This window comes from Candidatus Poriferisocius sp. (assembly GCF_965214065.1).
Lineage (GTDB): Bacteria > Actinomycetota > Acidimicrobiia > Acidimicrobiales > Bin134 > Poriferisocius.
The window spans coordinates 128649-154915 of record NZ_CBDCAT010000028.1; the positions used below are offsets into that span (position 1 = coordinate 128649).

At 66.1% G+C, this 26267-nt stretch carries 26 protein-coding genes and 1 tRNA gene; 24 read left to right on the forward strand and 3 right to left on the reverse strand.

The annotated features are described in order from the left end of the window. Nucleotides 1–11 precede the first annotated feature (11 nt). The 8 genes from rsmI to ACOOGG_RS11985 all read left to right on the forward strand — a co-directional run bounded on the left by rsmI (nucleotide 12) and on the right by ACOOGG_RS11985 (nucleotide 5803). On the forward strand, nucleotides 12–839 hold the full coding sequence (rsmI, locus tag ACOOGG_RS11950; RefSeq protein WP_420435323.1) for a 16S rRNA (cytidine(1402)-2'-O)-methyltransferase: 828 nt from the start codon (nucleotides 12–14) through the stop codon (nucleotides 837–839). Nucleotides 840–885: 46 nt separating this feature from the next. Continuing rightward, nucleotides 886–1350 carry a VOC family protein gene (locus ACOOGG_RS11955; protein WP_420435324.1) on the forward strand — a complete coding sequence of 155 codons (465 nt, stop codon included), beginning with the start codon at nucleotides 886–888 and terminating at the stop codon, nucleotides 1348–1350. A gap of 40 nt (nucleotides 1351–1390) precedes the next feature. Then, complete coding sequence (locus tag ACOOGG_RS11960; RefSeq protein WP_420435325.1) at nucleotides 1391–2890, forward strand: class I tRNA ligase family protein; 1500 nt, start codon at nucleotides 1391–1393, stop codon at nucleotides 2888–2890. A gap of 2 nt (nucleotides 2891–2892) precedes the next feature. Then, nucleotides 2893–3639, forward strand: a complete 747-nt coding sequence (locus tag ACOOGG_RS11965; protein WP_420435326.1) for a TatD family hydrolase — start codon at nucleotides 2893–2895, stop codon at nucleotides 3637–3639. Beyond that, nucleotides 3636–4451 (forward strand): 16S rRNA (adenine(1518)-N(6)/adenine(1519)-N(6))-dimethyltransferase RsmA, encoded by an 816-nt coding sequence (rsmA, locus tag ACOOGG_RS11970; protein WP_420435327.1) that lies wholly within the window; start codon nucleotides 3636–3638, stop codon nucleotides 4449–4451. Before ACOOGG_RS11965 ends, rsmA begins: the two co-directional genes overlap by 4 nt. 64 nt (nucleotides 4452–4515) lie before the next feature. Continuing rightward, nucleotides 4516–4737, forward strand: coding sequence for an AbrB/MazE/SpoVT family DNA-binding domain-containing protein (locus ACOOGG_RS11975; RefSeq protein WP_420435328.1), 222 nt, complete (start codon nucleotides 4516–4518; stop codon nucleotides 4735–4737). Then, nucleotides 4734–5102, forward strand: coding sequence for a PIN domain-containing protein (locus tag ACOOGG_RS11980; protein WP_420435329.1), 369 nt, complete (start codon nucleotides 4734–4736; stop codon nucleotides 5100–5102). Before ACOOGG_RS11975 ends, ACOOGG_RS11980 begins: the two co-directional genes overlap by 4 nt. Beyond that, a complete protein-coding gene (locus ACOOGG_RS11985) occupies nucleotides 5099–5803 on the forward strand; it encodes a 4-(cytidine 5'-diphospho)-2-C-methyl-D-erythritol kinase (protein ID WP_420435330.1) in 705 nt (234 codons plus the stop codon). Before ACOOGG_RS11980 ends, ACOOGG_RS11985 begins: the two co-directional genes overlap by 4 nt. Nucleotides 5804–5827: 24 nt before the next feature. Here ACOOGG_RS11985 and ACOOGG_RS11990 read toward each other — a convergent pair whose 3' ends face one another. After that, nucleotides 5828–5929, reverse strand: coding sequence for a 30S ribosomal protein bS22 (locus ACOOGG_RS11990; protein ID WP_419847603.1), 102 nt, complete (start codon nucleotides 5927–5929; stop codon nucleotides 5828–5830). 112 nt (nucleotides 5930–6041) lie between these two features. Here ACOOGG_RS11990 and ACOOGG_RS11995 point away from each other — a divergent pair. From ACOOGG_RS11995 to ACOOGG_RS12045, 11 genes are all read left to right on the forward strand, one after another. Continuing rightward, a tRNA-Gln gene (locus ACOOGG_RS11995) sits at nucleotides 6042–6114 on the forward strand. Between the two features lie 71 nt (nucleotides 6115–6185). Beyond that, nucleotides 6186–7151, forward strand: a complete 966-nt coding sequence (locus ACOOGG_RS12000; protein WP_420435331.1) for an NTP transferase domain-containing protein — start codon at nucleotides 6186–6188, stop codon at nucleotides 7149–7151. A 4-nt stretch (nucleotides 7152–7155) separates the two neighbouring features. Further along, the gene (locus tag ACOOGG_RS12005) at nucleotides 7156–8136 is read left to right on the forward strand and encodes a ribose-phosphate diphosphokinase (RefSeq protein ID WP_420435332.1); all 981 of its coding nucleotides are present in this window, start codon (nucleotides 7156–7158) and stop codon (nucleotides 8134–8136) included. A 53-nt stretch (nucleotides 8137–8189) separates the two neighbouring features. After that, nucleotides 8190–8873, forward strand: coding sequence for a 50S ribosomal protein L25 (locus tag ACOOGG_RS12010; protein ID WP_420435333.1), 684 nt, complete (start codon nucleotides 8190–8192; stop codon nucleotides 8871–8873). Nucleotides 8874–8891: 18 nt separating this feature from the next. Further along, entirely contained in the window at nucleotides 8892–9506 is a 615-nt protein-coding gene (gene pth, locus ACOOGG_RS12015; RefSeq protein WP_420435334.1) for an aminoacyl-tRNA hydrolase, read from the forward strand. Then, entirely contained in the window at nucleotides 9506–12997 is a 3492-nt protein-coding gene (gene mfd / locus ACOOGG_RS12020; RefSeq protein ID WP_420435335.1) for a transcription-repair coupling factor, read from the forward strand. The genes pth and mfd overlap by 1 nt, the downstream gene beginning before the upstream one ends. A 51-nt stretch (nucleotides 12998–13048) precedes the next feature. Next, nucleotides 13049–14371 (forward strand): MazG nucleotide pyrophosphohydrolase domain-containing protein, encoded by a 1323-nt coding sequence (locus ACOOGG_RS12025; protein ID WP_420435336.1) that lies wholly within the window; start codon nucleotides 13049–13051, stop codon nucleotides 14369–14371. Nucleotides 14372–14475: 104 nt separating this feature from the next. Further along, nucleotides 14476–15768, forward strand: a complete 1293-nt coding sequence (gene eno / locus ACOOGG_RS12030) for a phosphopyruvate hydratase (protein ID WP_420435337.1) — start codon at nucleotides 14476–14478, stop codon at nucleotides 15766–15768. Next, a complete protein-coding gene (locus ACOOGG_RS12035) occupies nucleotides 15765–16106 on the forward strand; it encodes an FtsB family cell division protein (protein ID WP_420435338.1) in 342 nt (113 codons plus the stop codon). Before eno ends, ACOOGG_RS12035 begins: the two co-directional genes overlap by 4 nt. A gap of 17 nt (nucleotides 16107–16123) precedes the next feature. Continuing rightward, a complete protein-coding gene (locus tag ACOOGG_RS12040) occupies nucleotides 16124–16933 on the forward strand; it encodes an SDR family NAD(P)-dependent oxidoreductase (RefSeq protein ID WP_420435339.1) in 810 nt (269 codons plus the stop codon). 10 nt (nucleotides 16934–16943) lie between these two features. After that, nucleotides 16944–17600, forward strand: coding sequence for a J domain-containing protein (locus ACOOGG_RS12045; protein ID WP_420435340.1), 657 nt, complete (start codon nucleotides 16944–16946; stop codon nucleotides 17598–17600). Here the strand turns inward: ACOOGG_RS12045 and ACOOGG_RS12050 are convergent. Then, nucleotides 17597–18784: an MFS transporter gene (locus ACOOGG_RS12050; protein ID WP_420435341.1), complete on the reverse strand. Its 1188-nt coding sequence runs from the start codon at nucleotides 18782–18784 to the stop codon at nucleotides 17597–17599. The two genes, ACOOGG_RS12045 and ACOOGG_RS12050, sit on opposite strands and share 4 nt — an antisense overlap. Before the next feature lie 129 nt (nucleotides 18785–18913). On the opposite strand from ACOOGG_RS12050, the gene ACOOGG_RS12055 reads away from it, so the two are divergent. Further along, the gene (locus ACOOGG_RS12055) at nucleotides 18914–20128 is read left to right on the forward strand and encodes an amidohydrolase family protein (protein ID WP_420435343.1); all 1215 of its coding nucleotides are present in this window, start codon (nucleotides 18914–18916) and stop codon (nucleotides 20126–20128) included. A gap of 3 nt (nucleotides 20129–20131) precedes the next feature. Beyond that, nucleotides 20132–20626 (forward strand): hypothetical protein, encoded by a 495-nt coding sequence (locus ACOOGG_RS12060; RefSeq protein ID WP_420435345.1) that lies wholly within the window; start codon nucleotides 20132–20134, stop codon nucleotides 20624–20626. A gap of 38 nt (nucleotides 20627–20664) precedes the next feature. Here the strand turns inward: ACOOGG_RS12060 and ACOOGG_RS12065 are convergent, their stop codons facing one another. Then, nucleotides 20665–21777 (reverse strand): amidohydrolase family protein, encoded by a 1113-nt coding sequence (locus tag ACOOGG_RS12065; protein WP_420435347.1) that lies wholly within the window; start codon nucleotides 21775–21777, stop codon nucleotides 20665–20667. 93 nt (nucleotides 21778–21870) lie between these two features. On the opposite strand from ACOOGG_RS12065, the gene ACOOGG_RS12070 reads away from it, so the two are divergent. The 3 genes from ACOOGG_RS12070 to ACOOGG_RS12080 are packed head-to-tail and all read left to right on the forward strand — an operon-like array spanning nucleotide 21871 to nucleotide 26263. After that, entirely contained in the window at nucleotides 21871–23265 is a 1395-nt protein-coding gene (locus ACOOGG_RS12070; RefSeq protein WP_420435349.1) for a phenylacetate--CoA ligase family protein, read from the forward strand. Beyond that, nucleotides 23262–24134, forward strand: a complete 873-nt coding sequence (locus ACOOGG_RS12075) for an amidohydrolase family protein (RefSeq protein ID WP_420435351.1) — start codon at nucleotides 23262–23264, stop codon at nucleotides 24132–24134. The genes ACOOGG_RS12070 and ACOOGG_RS12075 overlap by 4 nt, the downstream gene beginning before the upstream one ends. Continuing rightward, a complete protein-coding gene (locus ACOOGG_RS12080) occupies nucleotides 24131–26263 on the forward strand; it encodes an acetate--CoA ligase family protein (protein WP_420435353.1) in 2133 nt (710 codons plus the stop codon). Before ACOOGG_RS12075 ends, ACOOGG_RS12080 begins: the two co-directional genes overlap by 4 nt. Nucleotides 26264–26267: the final 4 nt, after the last annotated feature.

Below are 26267 nucleotides of genomic sequence, written 5' to 3' on the forward strand. Positions count from 1 at the left end.
CTGGAGGAAGCATGGCTGGCAGATTGGTACTGGTTGCCACCCCTATCGGCAACCTGGGCGACTTATCTCCACGGGCCGTGGAGGTTTTGGCCAAAGCTGACGTGGTGGCCTGCGAGGACACTCGCCGCACCGGTCGTTTGCTGGCCCATGCCGGGGTGACTGCTCCCCGCCTGATGGTAGTGAACGAGCACACCGAGAAAGCCGGTGCGGCCGAGATTGCCCAGCTCATTGTGGACGGGAACATGGTGGCCTTGGTCACCGATGCCGGTACCCCTGCGGTTTCCGATCCGGGTGCCAAGGTGGTCAAGGCGACCCTCAAGGCAGGAGGCGAGGTGGAAGCCGTGCCCGGCCCCTCGGCTGCAATTTCAGCCCTAGTGGTGAGCGGCTTGCCCACCGGGCGCTTCTGTTTCGAGGGATTTTTGCCCAAAAAGGGCCGCCACCGGCAGGATCGCCTCGAGGAGTTGTCCCAGGAATCCCGTACCACGGTGCTGTTCGAGGCCCCGCACCGGTTGGCCCGCACTTTGGGCGACATGGCGTCGGTGCTGGGCGGTGGTCGGGCGGTCGCCATCGTTCGGGAGCAGACCAAGCTACACGAGGAGATCTGGAGGGGAACTTTGGCCGATGCCGTCGCCCGGGCCGAGGACACCGAGCCCAGAGGCGAATACGTGCTGGTGGTGGCCGGTTGCCCCGATCCTGCGCCCCCGTCTGAGTCTCAGATCAGGCGGGCGCTCAATGAGCGGCTCGCAGACGGCCTGTCCCGCCGGGATGCCGCGGCCGCGGTGGCCGCCGACCTAGGCGTATCCCGACGAGCCGTGTACCAGATGAGTCTGGCAGACTGACCCCGTCCATGATTCCTGGCATTGCCGGGCTGTCCTAGGAGACTAAGTGAGCGAAGTCCAGCCCATTCCCGACGATTATCCCCGCGTCATCCCCTACATGTGTGTTGACGGGGCGGCCGCGGCCATCGACTTTTTGGTCGAGGTATTCGGCGCCACCGAGCGTGTGCAAATGACGATGCCCGATGGGCGGATCGGCCACGCCGAGGTGGCCATCGGCGACGGGGTGATCATGCTGTCCGACGAGTATCACGAGATGGGGGTAATCGGCCCCAAGACCATCGGCGGCACTGCGGTCACCGTCATGGTGTACGTGGAAGACGCCGATGCCACGTTCGACAAAGCTGTTGCCGCGGGGGCCACCGCCGAACGGTCGGTGGAGACCCACTTCTACGGCGACCGGGGCGGTCAGTTCATCGACCCGTTCGGCCACCGCTGGAATGTGTCCACCCATGTAGAGGACGTGCCCCCCGATGAGCTGGCCCGGCGCTCTGCTGAGATGTTTGGGGAGTGACACATCGGGATCAACGGACCTATGGCAGTAGTGTGAAGCGGTGTCGCGCTATTTCCTGACGACCCCGATCTTCTACGTCAACGACGCCCCCCACATCGGCCACGCCTACACCGTGCTCAACGGTGACGCCGTCTCCCGCTGGCACCGGCTGCTGGGCGACGACGTCTTCTATCTGACCGGCACCGATGAGCACGGCCTCAAAGTGCAGCGGGCGGCGGAGGCCAACGGCCTGTCGCCCTTGGAGCAGGCTGACGGCACCAGCCAGCGCTTCCGGGAAGCATGGGCTGAACTCGGCGTAGCCAACGACGAGTTCATCCGCACCACCGAGCCTCGCCATCACCGTGCGGTGCAGACGCTCATGCAGCGGGCCTACGACAACGGCTACATCTATTCGGCGGTCTACGACGGCTGGTACTCGGTGTCCGACGAGGCCTATGTCTCCGAAGAAGACGTAACCCCCGAGGATCTCGAGTCGGGCCGGGTGGAGCGGATGACCGAGGAGAACTACTTCTTCAAGCTTTCCGAGTTCGAGGAGCCGCTGCTGAAGTGGTTCGAGTCCAACCCTCAAAACATCACCCCCGAGGGCTACCGCAACGAGGCTCTGGGCATCATCCGGGGCGGTCTGCGGGACATCTCCATTTCCCGCACCTCTATCGACTGGGGCATCCCGGTGCCCTGGGCCGAGGGCCATGTGTTCTACGTGTGGTACGACGCGCTCACCAACTACGCCACCGCCGCGGGCTACGGGAACGACGATGAGCGGTTCGATGCGTGGTGGCCGTCGGTTCGCCACCTGCTGGGCAAAGACATCATCCGCTTCCACTGCGTGTACTGGCCGGCCATGCTCTTGGCCGCCGGAGTAGAGGACCTGCCCCACTACCACGTTCACGGTTGGCTGTTGGTGGGAGGGGAGAAGATGTCCAAGTCGGCGTTCAACCAGATCTCCCCAACCGACCTAATCAATGATTTCGGCGTGGACGGATTCCGCTACTCCCTGTTGAGGGATACGCCGTTCGGCCCCGACAGCGAGGTCAGCCACGAGGCTCTCCAGCACCGCTACAACACCGATCTGGCCAACAATTTCGGCAACCTGTTGCAGCGGTCGTCCACGCTGGTCCACCAGAAGTGCGGCGGGATCGGCCCCGCCCCCGACCCCGATCACCCACTGGCCGACGTGGCCGCCAAGGTGTACGCCGACGCCGCGGCGGCCTGGGACCGGTTCCAGCCGTCGGTGGCCCTTGAGGCCACCTGGCGCCTAATCCGCGACACCAACGAGTACTTGCAGGCCACAGAGCCGTGGAAGATGGACTCCGGCCCCCTGGTCGACACAGTGCTAGGAAACGCCCTGGAGGCCCTCCGCATCGTGTGCGTACTGGCCAGCCCGGCCATTCCGTCGTCTTGTGAGGCGGCGTGGACTCGCTTGGGCCTCGACGGCACCCCCCTCGACCAACGGCTGCCCGCCGCGGCTGTCTGGGGGCAGTATCCCGGCGGCTTGCCAGTGGCTGAGGGCGATCCCTTGTTCCCTCGCATCAAAGGCTAAAGGTGCGCTGGATCGACAACCACTGCCACCTGGAACTCGACACGCTTTCTGAGGTGGTCTCCCAGGCGTCGGACGCCGGGGTGGAGCAGATGATCGACGTGGGCACTGATGCGGCCACCTCGGTCGGAGCCGTGGCCAAGGCCGCGGCCAGCGACCGGGTGTGGGCCACGGTAGGAGTTCACCCTCACGAAGCGCGCCACGGGATCGGTGGCATCGAGGAGCTCTTGGGTGCCGAGCGGGTGGTGGCGGTGGGGGAGTGCGGGCTCGACTACCACTACAACTATTCTCCGCCCGAAGACCAGCAAGCGGCGTTCGCCCTCCAGATCGAGATGGCCCACCGCCATCAGCTTCCGCTCGTGATCCACACCCGGGAGGCGTGGGACGACACCTTCGCCATTCTCGATGAGGGTGGGGTACCCGACCGCACGGTGTTCCACTGCTTCACCGGCGGCGTCGACGAAGCTCGGGCCGCGTTGGACCGGGGGGCGTACCTGTCGTTCAGCGGAATCGTGAGCTTCCCTTCAGCCGATGATGTGCGGGCCGCGGCCAATCTGTGCCCGCTCGAATGCTTGCTGGTGGAAACCGACTCGCCGTATCTGACCCCGGTCCCGCTGCGAGGCCGAACCAACACTCCGGCCAATCTGCCGCTGGTGGGAGAGGCGCTGGCCCGACTTCACGGCGTGCCCCCGGAGACGGTGGCCCAGCGTACCTGGGACAACGCCGCCGACTTCTACCGGCTCGACGCGTGACCCTCACCCGCAACCAGGTGCGGGATCTGCTCGACCGCCATGGTCTGGCTCCGAGCCGGGCTATGGGCCAGAACTTCGTGGTTGATCCCAACACCATCGCGGCGATGGTGCGGGCCGCCGAACTGGATCCCAACCAGTCGGTGGTGGAGATCGGCCCTGGCCTAGGGTCGCTCACCCGGGCGCTGGCCGCCGAAGTCGATCATGTGCTGGCCGTAGAAGCCGACCGTCACTTGCTGGCCCCGCTGGCAGAAACCGCCGATGCTCCCAACGTGGAGATCGTCCACGCCGACGCCACCTCGTCGCAATGGCGATCCAAGCTCGGCGCCGATAGCCGGCGGTGGGCACTAGTGGCCAACCTGCCCTACAACATCGCAGTCCCACTGCTGTTGGACCTGCTCGACACCGAGCCTCGCATAGAGACCTTCACAGTCATGGTTCAAAAGGAAGTAGCCGAGCGGCTGGTAGCCCCGGTTGGCACCAAGGCCTATGGGATTCCCACCTTAAAAGTGGCCTATTGGTGCGAGGGTCGGATCGCTCGCTCGGTGCCCGCCACGGTCTTCTACCCCCGGCCAAGGGTGTCATCTGCGGTAGTTCGGTTGCTTCGGCGTCCAGAACCAGCCGTCGATGTCGACCCCGATCGCCTGTTCGCTCTCATTCGCACCGCCTTCGGCCAGCGCCGCAAGATGCTGCGCCGCTCCTTGGCTGCCCATCTGACCCCCGCCCACTTCGACAAGGCCAAAATCCCCCCAACCGCCCGCCCCGAACAGCTCACTTTGGCCGATTGGGCCCGACTGGCTGCGGAACAGGAATAGAGGTGTCCCGCAATGAGGGTGTAGGTGGTACAATGGCAAGATGAGTGGGACACATACTCTTGTTGTGGGAGATAGGGGCAGGATTGTGGTGCCGGCTGAGGTGCGCACCGAGGCGGGTCTTGTTGAGGGGACGGCTCTGGTTCTGCTTTCCACCCCGGGGGGCTTGGTGCTGTTGACCCGTGAGCAGCTCCTCACCCGGGTGCGCGATGAGCTGGAGGGTTTGGACTTGGTGTCCGAACTGCTGGCCGAGCGGCGGCGCGCTGCCGAGGAGGAAGACGCAGCGTGAGCGTGGTGCTGGACGCCTCAGCGATTTTGGCGTTCCTCCAGAACGAGGACGGTGCCGAAGCGGTGGAGGCGGCTTTGTTTGGCGACTCCTGCTGTGGGGCGGCCAATTGGTCGGAGGTGGCCCAGAAGGTGCTGGCTTCCGACCGCGACTGGGAGATCGTCCGGGCCTTGCTGGTGAGCTACGGCATAAAGGTGGAAGCGGTGACCAGCATGGACGCTGAGTGGGCCGCCCGCCGCTGGAATAGAGGAGAGGGCCTGTCGCTGGCCGACCGGCTGTGCCTGGCGTTGGCTGAACGAGCTGACGCCGAGGTCTTGACCGCCGATGGTACGTGGGGCACCGCCGGTCGTGTTAGGCAGATCCGGTGACCGCTGTCACCGCCCCGGCGAAGTTGACGCTGTCGCTTCGCATCACCGGGGTGCGGGATGACGGGTACCACTTGATCGACGCGGAGATGGTGTCCCTCGATTTGGCCGACACTTTGGAGATCGAGGAGGGCCACGGAATTGCCGTAAGAGGTGCGGGCGAGATCGACCCGTCTGAGAATCTCATCACCCGGGCGCTGATGCTGGTCGGTCGCTCTGCCAGGGTGACGGTGGCCAAGCGGATTCCGCTGGGGGCCGGATTGGGTGGAGGGTCGGCAGATGCCGCCGCCATTCTCCGCTGGGCTGGCTATACCGATATTCAAGGGGCAGCCCAACTGGGCGCCGATGTCCCCTTCTGCCTGGTTGGGGGGCGGGCCCATGTGCAGGGCATCGGCGAGCTCGTTCAGCCGCTACAGCACACTCCCCGAACACTCACCCTGCTCATTCCCCCGTTCGGGTGCTCCACTTCCGCGGTTTACCGCCGTTGGGACGAGATGGGTGGTCCGGAGGGAGCGAACGGCAACGATTTGGAGCCGGCCGCCCTCGAAGTAGAGCCCCGCTTGGACGAATTCCGGCGATTGCTGCAACAGGCCACCGGTCAGACGGCGCGACTGGCAGGCAGTGGCTCTTGTTGGTTCGTGGAGGGTGACTACCCGGGCGAAGGTCGAATTGTGGTTCGAACCGTGCCTGCCCAGCCCCAATAAGGCTGAAGTGGGGGAGGGGGGAAGCTACTTCCCGCGGGCCCGCCGCTGGAAGCGAGTGCGCTTCAGCATCTTCTTGTGCTTCTTCTTGCGCATCCGCTTGCGGCGCTTTTTGATCAACGATCCCATGGTGCGACCACGCTAGCCCGACCAGCAGTCCCAGCAATAACCCGAGAGTTCGTCAAGCGGCAATGCAGTAGCCTGAAAATGGTGCCTGACCGCTTCACAGCAGGGGGCTCGTTGGCGAGTAGTTCAAGTGGTAGAACGCCTGGCTTTGGACCAGGAGGTTGCAGGTTCGAGTCCTGCCTCGCCAGCCGCGCTAGAAAGAGTGCATGCTGTTGATGTGCGTGCACCCAGCGGATATGTCCGCTGATCCAGGGATCACATGACGTCGGATCGGCTACCCCTGTCCGCGGTGGTCTTGGCTGCGGGTCGGGGTGTTCGCATGAGATCGGGACGACCCAAACCCCTCCACGACCTGTGCGGGCGGGCCATGCTGCTGCACGTGATCGACGCGCTGGCCGCGGCCAATCCCCGCCAGGTGGCCGTGGTGGTGGGCTACGGCGCCGAGGAGGTGGCCAAGCACGTCACCGGGGAGGCTTTCGACCTGCGCATCGACTTCGTAGAGCAGCCCGTCCAGCGGGGCACGGCTGATGCTGCCTCATTGGGCCTGTCTGCTTTGGACAGTGATGTAGACGACGAAGACGTGCTGGTTGTCTCGGCCGACATGCCCCTCATCCAGGGCCAGACGTTGCGGGGTCTCGCTGCCCAACATCGGGCCTCCGGGGCTGCCGCCACCGTGGCCACCGCGGCCTCCGAGAATGTTGAAATGTGCTGCTTCCGCCGCAGCCTTCTATCGCCGGCTCTGCGCCGGTTGGCCACCAGCGATTCCGGCCTTGAGTACAGCCTGTTTGACGCGGTCTCCGTGCTCACTTCGGCAGGTCACTATGCGGAGTCATATGCAATCGACGAGGCCGAGGCTCGGGGAGTGGACGACCGGGAGCAACTGGCCTTCGCCGAGGCGGAGATGCGCCAGCGGATCAACCGAAATTGGATGGTCGCTGGCGTGCGCATCATGGCGCCCCACAGCGCGTACATCGACGTGAGCGTGAAGCTGGCCCCCGATGTGGTCATCCATCCGGGTGTGGTACTGAGAGGTCAGACTGTGATTGGCGAAGGTGCCATCATCGGCCCTCATACCCACTTGATCGATTGCGTGGTCGGTCCCCGAGCGGTGGTGGAGGCGGTCTCGGCCACCGATGCCGAGATCGGCGCCGATGCCAGTGTGGGGGCCTACATCACACTCGAACCCGGCGCCCAGATTCCGTCCGACTGCACAGAAAGAGACTGAAAGCATGGAACTGGTTACCAAGAAGAAGTTGGCCATCATCTCGGGTCGGGCCAACCACGACTTGGCTGCTGAGATCGCCGAGGCGCTCGGCGAAGATTTGGTGGAGCCCAACATCGCCGACTTCGCCAACGGGGAGATCCACTGCCGATTCGAGGAGTCGGTTAGAGGCACCGACGTGTTCATCGTCCAGAGCCACACCGCCCACGGCGACGCCTCCATCAACGACGCCGTAATGGAGCACCTCATCATGGTGGATGCGGCCCGGCGAGCCTCGGCCAAGCGGATCACCGCGGTGTGCCCCTTTTATGGCTATGGCCGACAAGACCGCAAGGCTGCGGGCCGCGAGCCCATCACCGCCAAGCTGATGGCCAATACCTTCCGCACCGCCGGGGCCAATCGGATGTTGAGCGTCGATCTCCACTCCGGGCAGATCCAGGGATTCTTCGACGGTCCCTGGGACCACCTGACCGCCATGCCGGTGCTGGTCGACTATCTCAAGGACATAGACGGAGAACTGGTGATCGTGTCACCCGACGCCGGCCGGGTGAAGGTGGCCGAGCGCTACACCAACGAACTGGACGCCGACCTGGCCATCGTCCACAAGCGCCGGGCCATGGACGTCAAGCACGCGGTGGAGGTAATTGAGGTGGTAGGCGACGTGGAGGGCCGCACCTGTGTGCTCATCGACGACATGATCGACACCGGGGGCACCATCGTGGCCGCGGCCGACGCGCTGGCGGCCCGGGGCGCAGCCACCGTATATGCCGCCACTACCCACGGTGTGTTCTCCGGCCCAGCCATCGACCGGCTCAAGAACTCGGTGATCTCCAAGGTGGTGGTCACCAACACCCTGCCCTTGTCGCCCGACAAGCAGATCGACAAGATCGAGGTGCTGTCGGTAGCCAGAATCATCGCCGACGCCATCGACGCCGTATTCGAGGACACCTCTGTCTCCGAGATCTTTGGCGGCAAGAACCTCTCTTAGGTCTCAGCCTTAGCCGTTTCCACCCCGCGGCAGGTAAGATTCCGAGCTGCGCTATGGCTGAGCTGATCTTGAAGACTGACACTACGCGGGATCTGGGCACCCGTCCGTCCCGCCGCCTGCGTCGCGAAGGGTGGGTACCCGGCGTGGTCTATGGACTCGGCGGGGATTCGATACCCGTTGCGGTGGACGCGCGCGAGCTGCGGTCGGCGCTGACCAGCGACGCCGGCCTCAACGCCCTGCTGACATTGGAAGTGGACGGCGACCGCCAACTCGGCCTGGTCAAGGACTTGCAGCATCACCCGGTGCGCAATGAGGTCATCCATGTGGACTTCATCCGGGTGGACGCCGACGTCGAGGTCGAGGTTGACGTGCGGATGGTGCTGGTGGGCGAAGCGCCCGAGGTGACCAACGAGGGCGGTGTGGTGGAACAAGCCGCGTTCACCATCCGGGTGCTATCCAAGCCCGAGGCCATTCCCAACGAGCTGTCGATCGACATCAGCGAGATGACGATGGGCGACACGCTGAGAGCCGGCGACATTGAGCTGCCCGACGGTGTCCAACTGGCCGTTGACTTCGAGGAGCTAGTGGCCAGCACCTCCACTGCGGTTATGGAAATCGAAGAGCCTGAGGTCGGTGAAGAGGCCGAAATCGAGCTGGATGAAGACGGTCAGCCGATTGTCTCCGAAGAGGGCGAAGACGCCGCCGAAGACGCCGCCTCTGAAGACTCCGCCGAGTAAGTCTCGGCGCCTGTCGCCGTGCCTTCCCGCTGGCGATCATCCCGCAAGAAGCACACCGACACCCCTGCCGATCTCGTTGTGGTGGGGTTGGGCAATCCCGGCGATAAGTTCGTCGGATCCCGCCACAACGTGGGTGCCGAGGTCGTGGAGCTGCTGGCCAGCCGCCACGGTCAGCCGCTGGGCAGGAGCCGGGAAGCATCGCTGGTAGCGGAGGTTCGGGTTGAAAGTCGAAGGGTCGTACTGGCCGTTCCCCAAACATTCATGAACAAATCTGGGGAGGCCGTCCGGGCGCTGGTACGTCGCTGGAGCATTGCCGATCATCTGGATCGCCTGGTGATAGTCCATGACGAGCTTGATCTCCCTCCGGGACGGATCAAGGTGAAACACGGCGGGGGATTGGCCGGTCATTACGGCCTGGCCTCCATCAAGTCTCACCTTCACACCGCCGATTTCGCTCGGATTCGCATCGGGGTGGGCAAGCCTTCCAACCCCCAAGCCGGTGCCGACTACGTGCTTAAGCGACCGGGACGGTCCGATCGAAATCTGTTGGACGATGCGGTGGAGCGGGCGGCCGAGGCGGCGCTGGCCCTGCTCGACCATCCGGTTGATGTAGTAATGAACAGGTTCAACTAATGGTCCCAACCGCGGTTTCTGCTTCTGAGTCGGGGCTGGTCGGCCTCGGTCGAATGCTGGCGTCGGAGCCTGCGGTGGTGGGCGTGCTCGGTCGCCGCGACGCCTCCCTGGTGGTGGCCGAATCGGGCCAGGCCGCGGTGCTGGCCGCCATCGCCGAGCTGAACGGGCGCCGTCCTATGGTGGTGGCCACCCCCACCACCGCAGATGCCGAGCGCCTGGTCGGCGACCTTTCGGCGATGCTCGACGGCGCCGCCGCCCTGTTCTCGGCTTGGGAGACCCTGCCTTTCGAGCGGGTCAGCCCCGGGGTGGAGACGATGGGGCGCCGCGGCCAAGCCATCTGGCAGCTTCGCGACGTACGGAGTTGCCCAGCGGTGGTGGTAGCACCGGTGCGGGCCTTGCTTCAGCGCTTGGTCCCCGATTCCGACGACGACGCCCCGGTGACGGTGGCCCAGGGCGACCGCATCGACCTGGGCGAACTGGCCGCCAAGCTTGCTGCCCGGGGCTATCGCCGCGATGTGCAGGTGGAGCACCGGGGGGTGTTCGCGGTGCGGGGCTCCATCGTGGACGTTTTCCCGTCCACGGCCGACAGCCCGGTTCGCATCGACCTGTGGGGCGACGAAGTAGACCGGCTTACCGAATTCTCGGTGGCCGACCAGCGCTCCACCGACCCGGTGGATGAAGTTGTCGTCTTCCCGGCCCGGGAGGTGCGGCCCACCCCTGTCGTCCAGGCTGCCGCAGAGCGGCTGATTGCCTCACGCCCCTGGGGTCGGGAGCAATGGGAGCGGCTGGTCGAGGGCCAGTTTTTCGATGGGATGGAGTCGTGGCTGCCGTGGCTGGCTGGCGGCGACCAGATCATCACCGACCGCCTCGGCCCCGATGCCCTGGTGGTACTGCTGGAGCCGGGTCGGCTACGGGACCGGGCGGCCGACATTGCCGCCGAGGAGGCCGACTTGGCCGGTGTACTGGCCCAGACCTGGGGAGCGGCAGGCGAGGAGTTCCCTCGCCTGCATGTCGACTACGACCGGCTGCTGTCCGCCTGCCCGTCGCCGGTGTGGACCATGACCGCGGTGCCCGCCGGGCCGTCTATACCGTCGGTGGCCGTGGGGGGTTGGGCCTCGGCCATCGGTGATCCGGCCGCCCCGGTTCGCCAGGTCTCCCGGCTGCTGGCCGAGGGGTACCAGGTGCTAGTGGCGGCCGACGGTGTCGGCTCGGCCAGCCGCGCCGCCGCTCTGCTGCGCGAGCACGGCGTAGACCTCCCGGTCCTCTCCGGGGCTGGTGGGGCGGGATCGATTGGTTTCGGAGGCGCAGCCCACGGCGTCAGCGGTGTGGTGGTGGCTCCCATTCAGCGGGGTTTCGTACTGCCCGAGTGCCGCCTCGCCGTGCTGGGAGAGGCCGATCTGACCGGCCGCCGCCGAGCCCACCGGCGCAGCCGCCCCCGTCAGTCGGCGGCCCGGGAGCTGGCCGATCTGGCCGCGGGCGATCATGTCGTCCATCGCCACCACGGCGTAGGCCGCTACTGCGGCATGGTCACCCGGGCCATCGGCGGAGTCAGCCGCGACTACCTGCTGGTGGAGTACCGGGGTGGAGACAAACTGTATGTGCCCACCGACCAGGTCGATGCCGTGCGCCGCTACTCCGGGGGCGAGACCCCCACCTTGAGCAAGATGGGCGGCGCCGACTGGCAACGGGCCAAGAGCGGGGTGCGCTCCGCGGTCAGCGAGATAGCCAAGGAACTAGTAGTGCTCTATCAGCGCCGGATCACCACGCCCGGTCGGGCCTTCTCCGGTGACACTCCGTGGCAGGCGGAGATGGAGTCGGCCTTCGGCTACCAGCTCACCCCCGATCAGCACAAGGCCATCGTCGAGGTCAAGGCCGACATGGAGCAGCCCGTGCCCATGGACCGCCTGATCTGCGGCGATGTGGGTTTCGGCAAGACCGAAGTGGCCATTCGGGCGGTGTTCAAGGCCGTCCAGGACGGCGCTCAAGCCGCGGTGCTGGTGCCCACCACCCTGTTGGCCCAGCAGCACTACCAGACGTTCAGCGAGCGGTTCGCCGGCTATCCCATCCGAGTGGAGGTGCTGAGCCGGTTCTTGTCTCCCCGCCAGGCCCGCCAGGTGGTGGCCGGGCTAGCCGACGGCTCGGTGGACGTGGTGATCGGCACCCATCGACTGTTGTCGGGCGATATCACCTTTCGGAATCTGGGGCTGTTGGTTGTGGACGAGGAGCAGCGCTTCGGCGTTACCCACAAGGAGGCCATCAAGTCCATCCGGGCTGATGTTGATGTGGTCACCCTCACCGCCACGCCCATCCCCCGGACGCTGGAGATGAGCCTCACCGGAATCCGCGACCTCACCCTTCTGCACACGCCCCCCGCCGACCGCCAGCCCATCTTGACCTACGTTGGTTCCTACGACGAGCGACCGGTGGCCGAAGCCATCCGCCGAGAGCTCCTACGGGAGGGCCAGGTGTTCTTCGTCCACAATCGAGTGTCCAATATCGACCATGTGGCCGCCGATCTGCGGGACCTGGTCCCCGAGGCCCGCATTGCGGTGGCCCACGGGCAGATGGACGAGGGCACCCTGGAGCAGGTGGTAATCGACTTCTGGGAGCATGCCTACGACGTGCTGGTGTGTACCACCATCATCGAGTCGGGCATCGACATGCCCACCGTGAACACGCTGGTGGTGGACCGGGCCGATTTGCTGGGGCTGGGCCAGCTCCACCAGCTGCGGGGCCGAGTGGGCCGGGCCGGGGCCCGGGCCTACGCCTACTTGTTCGCCCCCGAAGGGCGAGCGCTCACCGAGGAGGCCTATGAGCGGCTCAAGACCATCGGCGAGGCAACAGAGCTGGGATCGGGGTTCAAGATCGCCATGCGCGACCTGGAGATCCGGGGCGCGGGCAACATGTTGGGCACCGGTCAGTCGGGCCACATCGCCGCGGTGGGCTACGACCTCTACTGCCAGCTGGTCACCGAGGCGGTGTCCGAGCTGAAGGGCGAGACCCCGCCCGAGCCGGTGGAGATCAATATCGACTTGCCCGTGGCGGCGGCCATCCCCGCCGACTACATGCCCAAAGAGGAGTTACGGCTGGAGGCCTACCGGCGGATAGCAGCGGCCCAGCTCCCCGAAGAGGTGGACGACGTGGCCGCCGAGTGGGCCGATCGGTACGGCCCCGTTCCCGACATCGCCCGGACGCTGCTGGACGCGGCCCGGCTGCGGTGCGAGTGTTTGCGCACCGGGGTCCGGGAAGTGACGGTGGCCAAAGGTCCCGGCTTCGGTGGTCCCAAGTGGGTGGCCCGGCTGAGCCCGGTGGAGCTTCGGGCCAGCCGTCGGGTTCGCCTCGAGCGCCTCTACCCCAAAGCCACCTATCAGGAAGCTGCTGGGTTGCTGGTGTTGCCCATAAAATCGGCCGCTGGTGCCGCGGAGGTCCTCATCTCCGCCCTGCGCGACCTGATGCCGGAGGAGCAGCCCGCTCCAGTAGCAGCATCGTGACCGCCGGGGAGGCGAAATGGCGAGGGTGATTGTCGTGACCGGGGAGGCGAAATGGCGAGAGTGATCGTTGCTGGGCTGGGACCGGCGGGCTCCGACCTCATGACTGGGGCGGTGCGCGACGCTATCGAGCAGACCAGCCGCCGCTTCATCCGCACCCGCCGCCACCCCGCGGCGGTGGCGGTGGAGCCAGCTGAGTCGTTCGACGATCTCTACGACCAGGCTTCGTCGTTCGAGGAGGTGTACCGGGCCATCGTGGACCGGTTGGTGGCTGAAGCACGGGCCGGCATCGGCGATGTGCTCTATGCCGTGCCCGGCTCGCCCCTGGTGGCCGAGCGCACCGTGGAGCTGCTGCGGGCGGTGCCCGGCTTGGATCTGGAAGTGCTGGTTGGGCTGTCGTTCGCCGATTTGGCCTGGGACCGTGTCGGCGTCGATCCCCTGGCTGCCGGGGTGCGGTTGGTGGACGGGCGCAGCTTCGCGGTGGACGCCGCCGGAGAGCGGGGGCCGCTGCTGGTGGCCCAATGCGATTCCGCCCATGTACTGAGCGACATCAAATTAGCCGCGCTGGATGCTCCCGACCGCTCGGTCGCTGGCAGGGCTGATGAGAAGGTGATCGTCTTGCAGCGCTTGGGTCTGCTCGACGAGCGGGTGTTCGAGGTGGTGTGGGCCGAACTGGACCACGCGGTGGTGCCCGACCACCTCACGTCGCTGTACATAGCTGAGATGGGCGCGCCCATCGCCCGGGAAGTGGCCCGGTTCGCCGATCTGGCCGGCGAGCTGCGTCGCCGTTGCCCTTGGGACCAAGAGCAGACCCACCAGTCACTGCGGGGCCATCTGCTAGAGGAGACCTACGAGGTGCTGGAAGCCCTCGACGCGGTGGATCCCGACAGCCTGTCGGGCTATGAGGAGTTGGAGGAGGAGTTGGGCGATCTGCTCTATCAGATCGTGTTTCACTCTGTGCTGGCCGCCGAGGCGGGCCAGTTCACGCTGGCCGACGTGGCCCGGGGCATTCACGACAAGCTCAAGTCCCGCCACCCCCATGTATTCGGTTCGTCGGATTCGGACCATGCCGCTCCCGATGATGCCAGTCAGGTGTTGGTCAACTGGGAGGCCATCAAGCGGGAGCAGAAAGGGCGGGCCTCGGTGATGGACGGCATTCCCCCGGGTTTGCCAGCGCTATTGTTCGCTGACAAGGTGATCCACAAGGCCCGCTCGGTAGGCGTGGTGCCCGATGTGGATACCGCCACTGTGGCCGGTCGCCTTTACGATGCTGTGCGAGACGCCCAAGCAGCCGGACTGGACGCCGAATCAGAGCTACGGGCGTTTGCCAATACCATTGGCGACCGAATACGGGCCTGTGAAATTTCTTCCCTGTAATTTCCTGCTAATCCTGTTCAAGTCGCCTTTTTTCGTCTATTTTTACAACTCCAGCCACATAAGCAACAAAAGACAGGCTTGGAAGTCTCTGAAAGACCCTGGTTTTGAGCGCGATTACACGCATAGTCGGCCGAGAGGTACTCGACTCCAGAGGTAACCCTACTGTTGAGGTTGAGGTTGCGGTTGGCTCTGGCTTTTCCGGCCGGGCCATCGTGCCCTCGGGGGCATCTACCGGTCGCTATGAGGCAGTAGAGCGGCGCGACGGCGGTGACCGGTATCTTGGCCGGGGTGTGGCCGGGGCGGTGGCCTCGGTCAACGGTGAACTCGCCGACGCAGTGGTTGGGATCGACGTGGCCGACCAGCGGGGCCTCGACCAGGCGATGATCGACCTAGACGGCACCGACGGGCTCAGCCGTCTGGGGGCCAATGCGGTACTGGGGGTTTCCCTTGCCGCGGCTCATGCCGCGGCCGCCGACAGCGGCCTGTCGCTTTACCGCTATATCGGCGGGGCCAACGCCCACGTGCTGCCCATGCCCATGATGAACGTGCTCAACGGCGGGGCCCACGCGGCCAACAACATCGACCTCCAAGAGTTCATGGTGGTGCCGGTGGGGGCGGCCTCGTTCCGCGAGGCGCTGCAATGGGGGACCGAGACCTATCACCACCTGCGTCGCCTGCTGGTGGAGCAGGGGCTGTCAACCGGGATCGGCGACGAGGGGGGCTTTGCCCCCGATCTGGACTCCAATGAGGCTGCGGTGGCGGTACTGGTGGATGCCGTTGAGGCTGCTGGGCTGGTCCCGGGCCATGACATGGCTCTGGCCCTCGACACGGCTTCCACCGAATTCTATGAGGGGGGGGAGTACCGCTTGGCCGGGGAAAACCGGTCGCTGAACTCCGCTGGGATGGTCGCCTATTTGTCTGAGCTGTGCGACGCATATCCCATTGTGTCGATCGAGGACGGGATGGCCGAGGACGACTGGGACGGCTGGGCGCTGCTCACCAAAGCCCTCGGAGGGCGGGTGCAGTTGGTGGGCGACGACCTATTTGTCACCAATACCGAGCGCCTGGGCCGGGGCATCGGGCTGGGGGTGGCCAACTCCATTCTGGTGAAGGTCAACCAGGTGGGCACCCTTACCCAGACTCTGGAGGCGGTCGAGTTGGCCACGGCCTCGGGCTATACCTCGGTGATGTCGCACCGCTCAGGCGAGACCGAAGACGCCACCATCGCTGATTTGGCCGTGTCCACCAACTGCGGCCAAATCAAAACTGGCGCCCCGGCCCGCAGCGACCGAGTGGCCAAGTACAACCAGCTCCTGCGCATCGAAGAAGAGCTGGGCGAGGCCGCCGCCTACTGGGGCGGGGCTGCTTTAGCCGCATTTGCGGGGGCAGAGCTGTGATCGCGCTGCGTCGCTCCATCGTACCGCTGGTGCTGGCCCTGGTCGTCTTGGTGGTGCTGTTCTACGCCGTGCTGCCCACCCGGACCTATATGGACCAGAGGTCGGCTACCGCTGGCGCCCGGGTCGAGCTGGCTGCCCTGGTTGATGAGAACGATGCCCTCCGTTCCCGGCTGAAGGCGCTGTCGCAGCCAGAAGAGGTCGAGCGGCTGGCCCGCTCGGAATACAACCTGGTCTATCCCGGCGAGGAGGCCTACGCCATTCTGCCGCTGGCCCCTCAGCCGGTGGAGATTCCTGACCTCTGGCCGCTCAATGCTTTGGTGACTTCCCTGGCCGGCTAGCGGGATAGCGTCAGGGCATGACCAGCTCTGATAACTCGCCGGTCCCGCAATATCCCGATCTGCTCCGCCTCGACGGCAAGGGCTTTGTGGTGGTCGGCGCGGGCCAGGGGATGGGACGCCAGACCAGCCATGCGCTGGTCCAGTGCGGGGCTCGGGTGGTGTGCGTGGACATCGACCCGGAACGGGCCGCTGAGATTGCCGAGGAGGTAGGCGGGACCCCCTGGTCGGGTGACGCCACCGTGCGAGCCGACGTGGAGCGCTTGTTGGACGACTCGGTGGCCGCGCTGGGCCAGGTGCACGGCTTGGTGGACATAATTGGCATGGCCGAGTGGGGCCTCATCGTGGATATGGACGACGGGGTGTGGGACCGCCAGCTGGCCATAAACCTGCGCCACGCCTATCTGCTGGGCCAGGTGTTCGGGCAGCACATGGTGGCCAATGGGGAGGGGTCGATGGTGTTCATCGCCTCGGCCTCCGGCGTGGACGGTGCCCCCAACCACGCTGCTTACGGAGCGGCCAAGGCCGGCCTCATGGCCTGGGTGAAATCGCTGGCGGTGGAGATGGGCCCCCACGGTGTGAGGGCCAACGCGGTAGCGCCAGGAGCGATTGCCACCCCCCGGATCATGGACATGCTGAGCGATGCCCAGAGCGCCCACTCCAGGAACAATGCGCCCATTGGCCGGATGGGCCTACCAGCCGACATCGCGGGTGCCGCGCTCTTCTTGTCGTCGCCGCTGGCCAGCTATGTGAGTGGCCGAACCCTGCTGGTGGACGGGGGTGTGGGCGCCAAGTTCCCCTACAGCTCTCTCAGTGTTCTGGATGATTGACTAAGGGGTAATGCCGGGACGGTCCCACTACGACGTTTTGGGTGTATCCCCCGACGCCAAAGCCGACGCCATCCGCCGGGCCTATCTTCGTCAGGCCCGCTGCTGGCATCCCGACCGCCCGTCGGGCGATTCCGAGCAGATGCGAGCGGTCAACGAGGCCTGGGAAATCCTCGGCGATCTCCGGTCACGAGCTGCCTACGATCGCACTCTGGCTCAAGCTGCCCCTCGTCCGGCCAGCCCGCGACCTCGGGACAGCACTCTCCGACCCTCCAGCGGCCCCACTCGCCCAGCGGCCAGATCGTCACCTCTAGAGGCGTCGAGCCCGCCTCTTGAGGTCGTCGGCATCCGCTGGCGCTGGATCAGCTTGGCCGCGGCTGCCATGGTGGCCTTGGCGCTCGTGCTTATCTTCGTCGCCGCCTCGACCACCGATGACTCCGACTCTACTACCCCCATCATCGCATCGGCGCCGGTGTCTGTGTCGCGCCCCGAGCCTGGGGATTGCTTCGTCTTCAGCAACACCACCCTCATCAACGTGGGATGTGACCACCCCCACGACGGCAAGCTGGTCTCCTGGGTGCCCCTGGGCGCCCCCTGCCCTCCCGACACCGAGCTCGACTATGTGCGGTCGGCCCAGGAAGCTGTTTGCTACCTGATTCCGTCTGGCTAGTCCCCCAGAGCGCGGCTGCGAACCCCCGATATCAGGCTGGCCATGGCCAGGAATCCGATGACGGCGGGAAGGGTTACAATCGCGATTGCGCTGCCCACCGATAGGCGGGTGGCGGCCAGTGTTCCGACCAGAAGGGGGACGGTGAGGTTGGCCGTTCGGAGTCCGGCGGTGAGCGCTCCGAGGCCGGTGCCCGGCCGTCCGGGATGCTGGGCCGCGGTGTCGTAGAGAATCGGGCTCAAATTGGCGACCCCCAGGCCGGCGACGGCGAATCCGCCGAAGGTGAGAGTCTGGTCGGGCGAGAGGGTCGCGGCGGACAGCCCGACGCCGGTCAGTATGATCGACATGCTTAGGAGTCGGGTTTCGCCCACTTGAGCTGCGATGAAGTCTCCGGAGAATCGGCCAGCGGTCATACCCGCGGCGACGGCCACATAGCCCAGGGCAGCCACGCCGGTGGGGGCCGCGAAGTCGTCAGTCAGCCGGAACGCGGCCCAGTCAATGGCGGTTGACTCGAGGGCGATGGAGAGGAAGCCGACCAGCAGGAAGGCAACCAGCACAGCTGATACCCGTCGTTTCGCAGGGCTGCCCTGTTTGGCCCCATTGGTTGAGCCGCCGCCGGGGTGCTCGTCAACTCGGAGCAAGCTCCGGCTGGCAAAACCGAGGGCTAGGAGCAAGATCGCCGTGGCGCACACTAGGTGGACGGAAACCGAGATGTTCGCCCCGGCGATTCGAGAGGCCGAAACTCCTCCGATCACGGTCCCGAGGCTCCACAGGCCGTGCAGGCGGGTCATCACCGGCGTGTGCCGCCGAGCGCTCAGCCACGATCCTTGCATGTTCATGGCGACGTCCATGAGCACGTCAAAGGTTTGCAGGGCGATCAAGCCAACCAGCAGCACCCACGGCGTGCGAGCGACTCCGATGACCGGCAGCGAGAGCGACGTGAGGGCGCCAGCGAACAGCATCACCCGCCGGGTTCCCAAGCGGCTGACCGTCGGACTGACCACCGCACTGCCGACCAAGCCGCTGACTCCTGCAATCGACATGAGCAAGCCGACTTCGGCGACGCTGATGTCCACTCGGTCTCGGATCTCGGGAAGCCGGGGAATAAAGGATGCGAAAATCGCTCCGTTGACAAAGAACTGGACAGCGACGGCCCTCAGCGCTCGTTGATCAGATGCAGTGGACATAGGGAACGGGCAATAGTAGGTCTCGGCCGGTGGCGTGGGTTCGCCAGCTTGTCTGCTACCGCCTACCGTGCAATTGAAATACTGTGGGCAGACCAATTTGGAGACGCCGGCAATGGAGGAGAGCTGGACATGCGGCACGGGTACAAGGTTTTCGACGCCGACGGGCACGTGGTGGAGCCCAAGAACCTGTGGGCGCGGTTCTTGGACAAGCGCTTCCAGCACCGGGTGGGTTGGAAAGAGGTCCCCGGCCGGGAGACGTTCCGCCCCGCCACCGTGGACGGCCGCTACACCCAGAGCCGGGTCACCATCTACGGCGACTTCATGGAGGCGGTGAACTGGACCTACGACCACATGCGGGCCAAGTACGGCCAGGCCGTGGTGGACAACGGCTTTCCCGGCGACGCGGTGGCCCAGGCCATGCCGCTCGACGGCATGGACTTCATGGTGATCTACGGCCCGGGATACGACCTGTGGTCCGACGGCATGGACCCTGAGCTCCAGGCCGGCATGTGCCGGGCCTACAACCGCTGGGGCCAGGAGATGCGGGAGATGTCCGGCGGGCGGGTCATCGCCTCGGGGCCGGTGGTGATGAACGATGTGCACCGGGCGGTGGAGGAGATCCAGTACGCCTATGACCACCTGGGCACCCGGTGCTTCTTCGCTCGGCCCAACATGTTCAACCGCCGGATGCTGGGCGACCCCTACTACGACCCCATGTACGAGCTGCTCCAAGACCTGGACTGCGCGTTCGCCACCCACGACTTCATGGGCCACAACGGGGCCTCGGCCGGTGCCGACCGGTTCGAGACCTTCACCGAGTGGCACACCGTCTGCCATCCCCACGAGGCCCAGATGGCCATGCTGTCGATGATCTGCAATGGGGTCTTCGAGCGGTTCCCCCGGCTGCGGGTGGCCTACATGGAGGCCAACTGCGCCTGGCTGCCGTGGTGGCTGTGGCGAATGGAGGAGCACATCGAGCTGTCGGGCGACTATGAGAAGCCGGGGCTGACCAAGTCGCCCCAGGAGTATTTCCAGGACAACTGCTTCATCTCGGTGGAGCCCGACGAGTATCTGGTGTACCACGTGATCGACGAGTTGGGCGACGACAAGATCGTGTGGGAGAGCGACTATCCGCACCCCGACTCCAAATACCCGCTAGCGGTGCAGTCGTTCTTGGACCTGCCCAAGATCTCCGACGAGTCCAAGCGCAAGATCCTGTGGGACAACGCCCTCGACCTGTATCGGTTCCCGGAGGGCTATTTGCCCACCGAGTTCATCGAGGCCACCACCTACACCTACGACCCCTCGGACTACGTGCCCAAAGTTCCTGCCGGGGTGAGCTGAGCGATGGCGTCGCCCCATGAGGTTCCCGGTATGGAGCCGATCTTCCGGCACCTCGACGATGAGGACCTGAAGACCCAGCAGGTCCGCACCCAGATGCACCCCGACGGGCAGAAGTCGGTGTGGGAGAAGTGGTTCACCTTCGGCAGCGCTGGCAAGCAGTACCTGTCGATGTGGGCCCGTTGGGACCCGGGCATGATCGTGCACCGCCACGGCCACCACTCCCCGCAGGTGATGTATGTGCTGAGCGGCGATCTGATGTGCGGCGACGTCCACTGCCCCACCGGCACCCACATCGAACTGCCCCACGGCGCCGCCCTAGGCCCTCTCATCGCCGGCCCCGACGGCGTAGAGCTCTTCGAGGTAATGATGGGCGACGCCGCCTCCTGGGCCGCCGACCCCGAGGGCTTCGAATCCCTCCTCGCTAGCCGCAACATCACCAAACTCCCCGACCCTCCCATCGACCTCCCCGAAGACTTCAAAGACCGCCGCCACCAGTAGCGCAGGGCTGCGCTGCCCCTATCGACGGCCGCGGGCAATCAGTTGTACTTGTAGACGCGGGCGGCGTTGGCGTAGAGGACTTTTTGGGTGTCGGACTCGGTCATGCCGTCGACCAGCTCGGCGATGATCTTGCGGCTGTCGGGCCACAGGGTTACCGAGTGGGGGTAGTCGGACGACCACATGGACATGTCCACCAGGGTCTGGTTGCCGCTGCGCATCTGCATGTGGCCGTTGTGGTCGTCGAGGCCGGTGACGAACACGTTGGTGCCCAGGTAGCTGCTGGGGGCGCGCTCCATGGGGGAGTCCGACCAGGCGGCCTGGGTGTGGAACTCGTCGTCCATGGTCTGGTACCAGAACGGGACCCAGCCGTAATTCACTTCGGCGGCCACCACTTTGAGGTTGGGGTGCCGGTCGAAGATGCCGGCGAAGATCATGTAGGTGAGGGGGCGCACCGCGCTGAAGAACCGGTTGACAATGCCGGGCACCGATACGTTCTGCTCCACCAGCTCGTCCCAGTCGGAGTCGGGCGGCTTGCCGCCGAAGGTGCGGTGGAAGGTGACCGGCACGTCCAGCTCTGAACACGCCTTCCACAGCGGCTCGTAGTAGGGGTCGTTGTAGGGCCGGGTGGGCATGCCGGGGACGAACAGCCCCTTGGCCCCCTTCTCCACCACCCGGTCAACCTCGGCCAGGGTGATCTCCATGCCGTCCTCGGTGGGCAGCATGGGTAGACCCCGCAGCCGGTCGGGCGCCGCGCCCTGGAATTCGTCGAGCACCCAGTCGTTGTACGAGCGCATGCAAGCCACGGCCAGGCCCCGGTCGGGCTCCAGGTAGGTGAAGATGGAGTTGGCCGGGTACACCACCGAGCCCCACACCCCGTCGAGGTCCATGTCGGCGCAGTGGGCGGTGCCGTCGTAGTTGCCCGGCATGATCTCCTCGAATTTCATGCCCGAGAGCTTGTAGTCCTTCTTGGCCACCCCGGCCATGGCCTCGATGCCGAAGCTGCGCTTGGGCGGTCCGCCGTCGAACGACCAGCCGTCGCCCCCATCGGGCGCGGGCATCATCCGGGGGATGCGGTCTTGGTACTCCTCGGGTACCCGCTCGAATACGTGGGGCGGCTCGTTGATGTGGCAATCGGCCGAGATGATCTTCACAGCCGAAACGGTAGTGGCCGACTGTGGTCTGGTGCATGGGCGGTGCGGCCGGTCTGTCACCCCCATCGCCGTCGCGGGTACCGTGGCAGTTCTATGAGCACGGGGATGCGCCGCCCGCACGAGCTGGACTACGAGGCCATTGCGCGCCTGTTCCCGCCCCCGCCGGAGTACTTCGAGACCACATTCTTTGAAGATCCCGACACCATCGCCCGCAAGCAGCTCCTGCGTCTCCAAGATCGGGCTCAGCGGGCCTGGCAGGTGCCGTTCTTCCGCAAGCGGTGGGAGGCGGCAGGGTTCCACCCCGACCAGCTCTGCACCCTCGATGACCTGTGGCGGGCGCCGGCCTACACCGTGGACGACATCCGGGCGTCGATCAACGAGAACCCCCCGCTGGGCGACTACCAGAGCATCGGCCTCGAAGACGCTCGCAACGAGCCCATGCGGCTGTATGTGTCGGGGGGGACCACCGGGCGTTCTCGGCCCACCCTCTACACCGCCTGGGACCGGGAAGTGGGGGCCATCACCATGGCTCGGGCGCTTTACGCCGAGGGGATTCGCCCCGGCGACGTGGTGGTCAACGCCTGGGCTTATTCCACCCACAACGGGGCCCACGCTTTCGACGAGGCGCTGTACCGCTGGCTCAACTGCGTGGTGCTCACTACCGGCACCGGCAATGTGACCTCCACCCGCAAGCAGGTGGAGCTGGCTTATGAATACGGGGCGGCGGCCATCTTGACCACCGGCGACTACATGTTGAAGATGGCTGAGACCGCGGTGGAGATGGGCCTCGACCCCAAGGCCGACTTCAACATCCGGGCCTTGCCCGGCGGCCACATTGGCGACGCCGAGCGGGTTAAGGAGGTGTGGGGGGTGACCCCGGCCCAGCCCTACGGGTTCCACGAGGTGCAGAACGTGTCCATCGAGTGCCCGCTGCGCAACGGCCAACTCCACATCTTCGAGGACTGCTTCGTGGTGCAGATCGTGGATCCCGAGACCGGCGAACAGGTGCCCGACGGCACCCAGGGGGCGCTGGTGATCACCGAGATCTACAAGACCGGCTCGCCCCAGTTCCGGTACAACATCATGGACCTGTCGTTCTTGTACCCGCCGGGCCAGTGCGAGTGCGGCTCGTGGCTGCGGCGCATGGGGCCGTTCGCCGGGCGGGGCGACAACATGGTCAAGCTGAGGGGGGTGAACGTATGGCCAGAGGCCATCGGCGAGGTGATCAGCGACGTGTCTGGGGTGACTGAGGATTTCTTCTGCCGGGCGGTCCGGGCCGCCAACCGCGACGAGATGATCGTGATGGTGGCCAGCGACGCCCCTGCCGATGAGTTCGGTGCGGTGGCGGAGCGGGTGGAAGGCCGGATCAAGGAGGTCATGAGCGTGCGGATGACCGCCGAGGTGGTTGGCCCCGGCGAGCTGGACGGGCTCACCGGCATGGCCACAGGCGCGGCCAAGCTGGTGCGCTTCAAGGACGAGCGGCCATGACCGATTCGGTGCTGGCTGGCGGTGCCATCGACTACTGGTGCAACCGGTTCTTTCCCGAACAGGCCGACGTGTGGAACGCGGCCCTGGAGGCCACCGGCATTGCCGTGAAGGTCCGCACCGACGACACCGACTCCTTCTGCGACGCCGACACCATGGTGGCCCGCTTGGACGAACTGGGCATCGCCGCGGTGATCCTGCCCGTAATCCACCGGCCCGCCCACCCCGAGGCCACCGACTTCGAGTTGGTGGCCGCCCAACCCGAGGATATGGAGCGGCTGGCCGCCGACCACCCCGGCCGGTTCTTGGGCCAGTGGTCCATCGACCCCCGCACCGGGATGGCCGGGGTTGCCGAGGCTGCCGCCATGTTGGAGCAGCCGTGGTGCGTGGGCCTGCACACCCACACCCACAGCTTCGACCGCCGCTTCGACCACGCCGACTACTACCCCTATTACGCCCTCTGCGCCACCCATGACGTGCCCTTCGTCATGCAGGCCGGCACCTCCGGCGGGCTCATGCCCAGCGAGTGCGGCGTGCCCATCAGCATTGACCGGCCCGCCCTGTATTTCCCCCAAGTGCGCTTCGTGCTGTCGCACACCGGCTGGCCGTGGGTGGCCGAGTGCATCGCCATGGCCCTCAAGTTCCCCAACGTGTACCTGGGCACCTCGGTGTATCCACCCCGGCACTGGTCGGGCGAGCTGGTGGCGTTCATGAACGGTGCTGGGCGGCGCAAGTGCCTGTGGGGCACGGGCTTTCCCACCGTGGGCCACCGCCACGCCCTGGGTCAGCTTTCTGAGGTGGAACTGGGTGACGAGGCCCGGGCCAACCTGCTCGGCGACACCGCCCGCCGGGTGTTCACCCGACTGGGATGACCGTTCCCGAGCCCGAGGTCAAAGCCCTGTTGGCCGCCGCCGGGGTGGCTGTGCCCAAGGGCGTGGTCGCGGCCTATGCCGACACGGTGGCCAACCCGTCCATGCTGGCCGACCTGGTGGCCGCCCACGGAATGGACGAGCCGCTGGTGCTGAAGGGCTTCGGCGGCAGTTTGGTCCACAAGAGCGACGTGGGGGCGGTGCGCCTGGGAGTGGCGGCCTATGAGCTGAACTACGAGGCCGCCCAGATGGCCGTGGCGGTGACCGAAGCCGGAGGTCGGCTCGACGGTTTCCTGGTGGAGGAGCAGGCCGATGCCGGAGTCGAGTTATTGATCGGGGTGGTGGACCGGCCCCCGTTCGGATCGGTGGCGGCCCTCGGGCTGGGCGGCACGCTCACCGAGGTGTTGGACGAGGTGGTGTTGCGGCTGGCTCCCATCTCCCGAGCCGATGCCGAAGAAATGGTTGCCGGTTTCAAAGGGGCCGAGCTGCTGACGGGGTTCCGGGGCCAGCCACCCGTCGACATCGACGCGCTCATCGAGCTGCTGCTGGCCGTGGCCGGACCGGACGGGTTGGCCGTACAACTGGGCGACTCGCTAGGAGAGCTGGAGTGCAACCCGGTGATCGCCGGCCCCGACGGTGCCATTGCGGTGGATGCCCGGCTCATCACCCGGGAAGCACCCACCGAAGCGCACCCCGAGCGGCCGAAAACTGACTTCGGCCCCCTGTTCGCCCCCCGGGGCATCGCGGTGGCCGGGGCTTCCACCAGCCGACCCGGCTTCGGCAACACCTTTCTGACCGCATACAAGGAGCTGGGCTGGGGGCCGGGCACGCTTTGGGCCGTCCACCCCAAAGCATCGGAGATCGACGGTGTGCCCGCGGTGCCATCGGTGGCCGACATCGACGGCGAGGTGGACTACGTGGTTGGTGCAGTCCCCGCCGCCGCCTGCGCCGATCTCGTGCGAGGGGCCGCGGGCAAGGCCCAGTTCGTCCACATCATCAGCGGCGGGTTCCGAGAGGCCAGCGCCGAGGGCGCCAACCTCGAAGACGAGCTGGCCAACGCCGCCCGGCAGTCGGGGGTGCGGGTGCTCGGCCCCAACTGCCTGGGGGCTTACAGCCCTGCCGGCCGGCAAACCTTCCTGCGCAACGCCCCCACCAAGGCCGGGCGGGTGTCCATGATCTCCCAAAGCGGGGGGTTGGCCGGCGACATGGTCAAGGCCGGAGCCATCCGGGGCATCCGTCTATCCAAGCTCTGTACCGTCGGCAACAGCATCGACGTCACGCCCGGTGAGCTGTTGGAGTGGCTGGTTGACGATCCCGACAGCGCCATTATCGGCATGTACCTGGAGGATCCCCGCGACGGCCGCCGCCTCACCGACGCACTTCACGCCGCCAAGGGCCGCAAGCCGGTGGTGATGCTGGTCGGCGGTCGAACCGCCCAGGGAAGGGGAGCGGCGGTTTCGCACACCGGAGCCTTGGTGGCCGACCACCGGATCTGGGACGCCATCAGCGCGTCGGCCGGGGTCAGCATCGTGGGCACCATCGAGGAACTGCTCTCTGCGGTGGCCTATCTCCAACGCTGGGCCGATGCCGACATCGGCGGAGAGCTCGACACCCTGGTACTGGGCGTGGGCGGAGGCGCCTCGGTGCTAGGCACCGATGCCGCCGACGGGGCTGGCCTGGTTACCACCACGGTGAGCGACCAGGGCCAGCAGGCTCTCAAGGACCTCGGCTACGGCGTGGGGGCCAGCGTCCGCAACCCCATCGAGATCGGATTCGGCCCGGTGTCGGAGCCCGATGTGCTGGTGCAAGCCCTCGACCCCATCTTGCAGACCCAGCCCTATCCCGACGTGGTGGTCCACACCAACGTCCAGGCCTTCTTCAGCTACGCCGGAGACGGCATCGAGCGCCTCTTCCCCATCATCGAGACCACCGCAGCCGCCACCACCCAGTGGCCCCACACCCGCCTGTCCCTCGTGCTCCGCAACCTCGACTGCGCCCCACCTGAGACCGCCGCCCGCATCCAGCAAACCTGCCTCGACGCCAACCTCCCCACCTTCACCCGCTTCACCGAAGCCATGACCGCCGTAGCCGCCGCCAAACGCCACGCCCGCAACCGCGCCCTCGCTGGATAGCTAC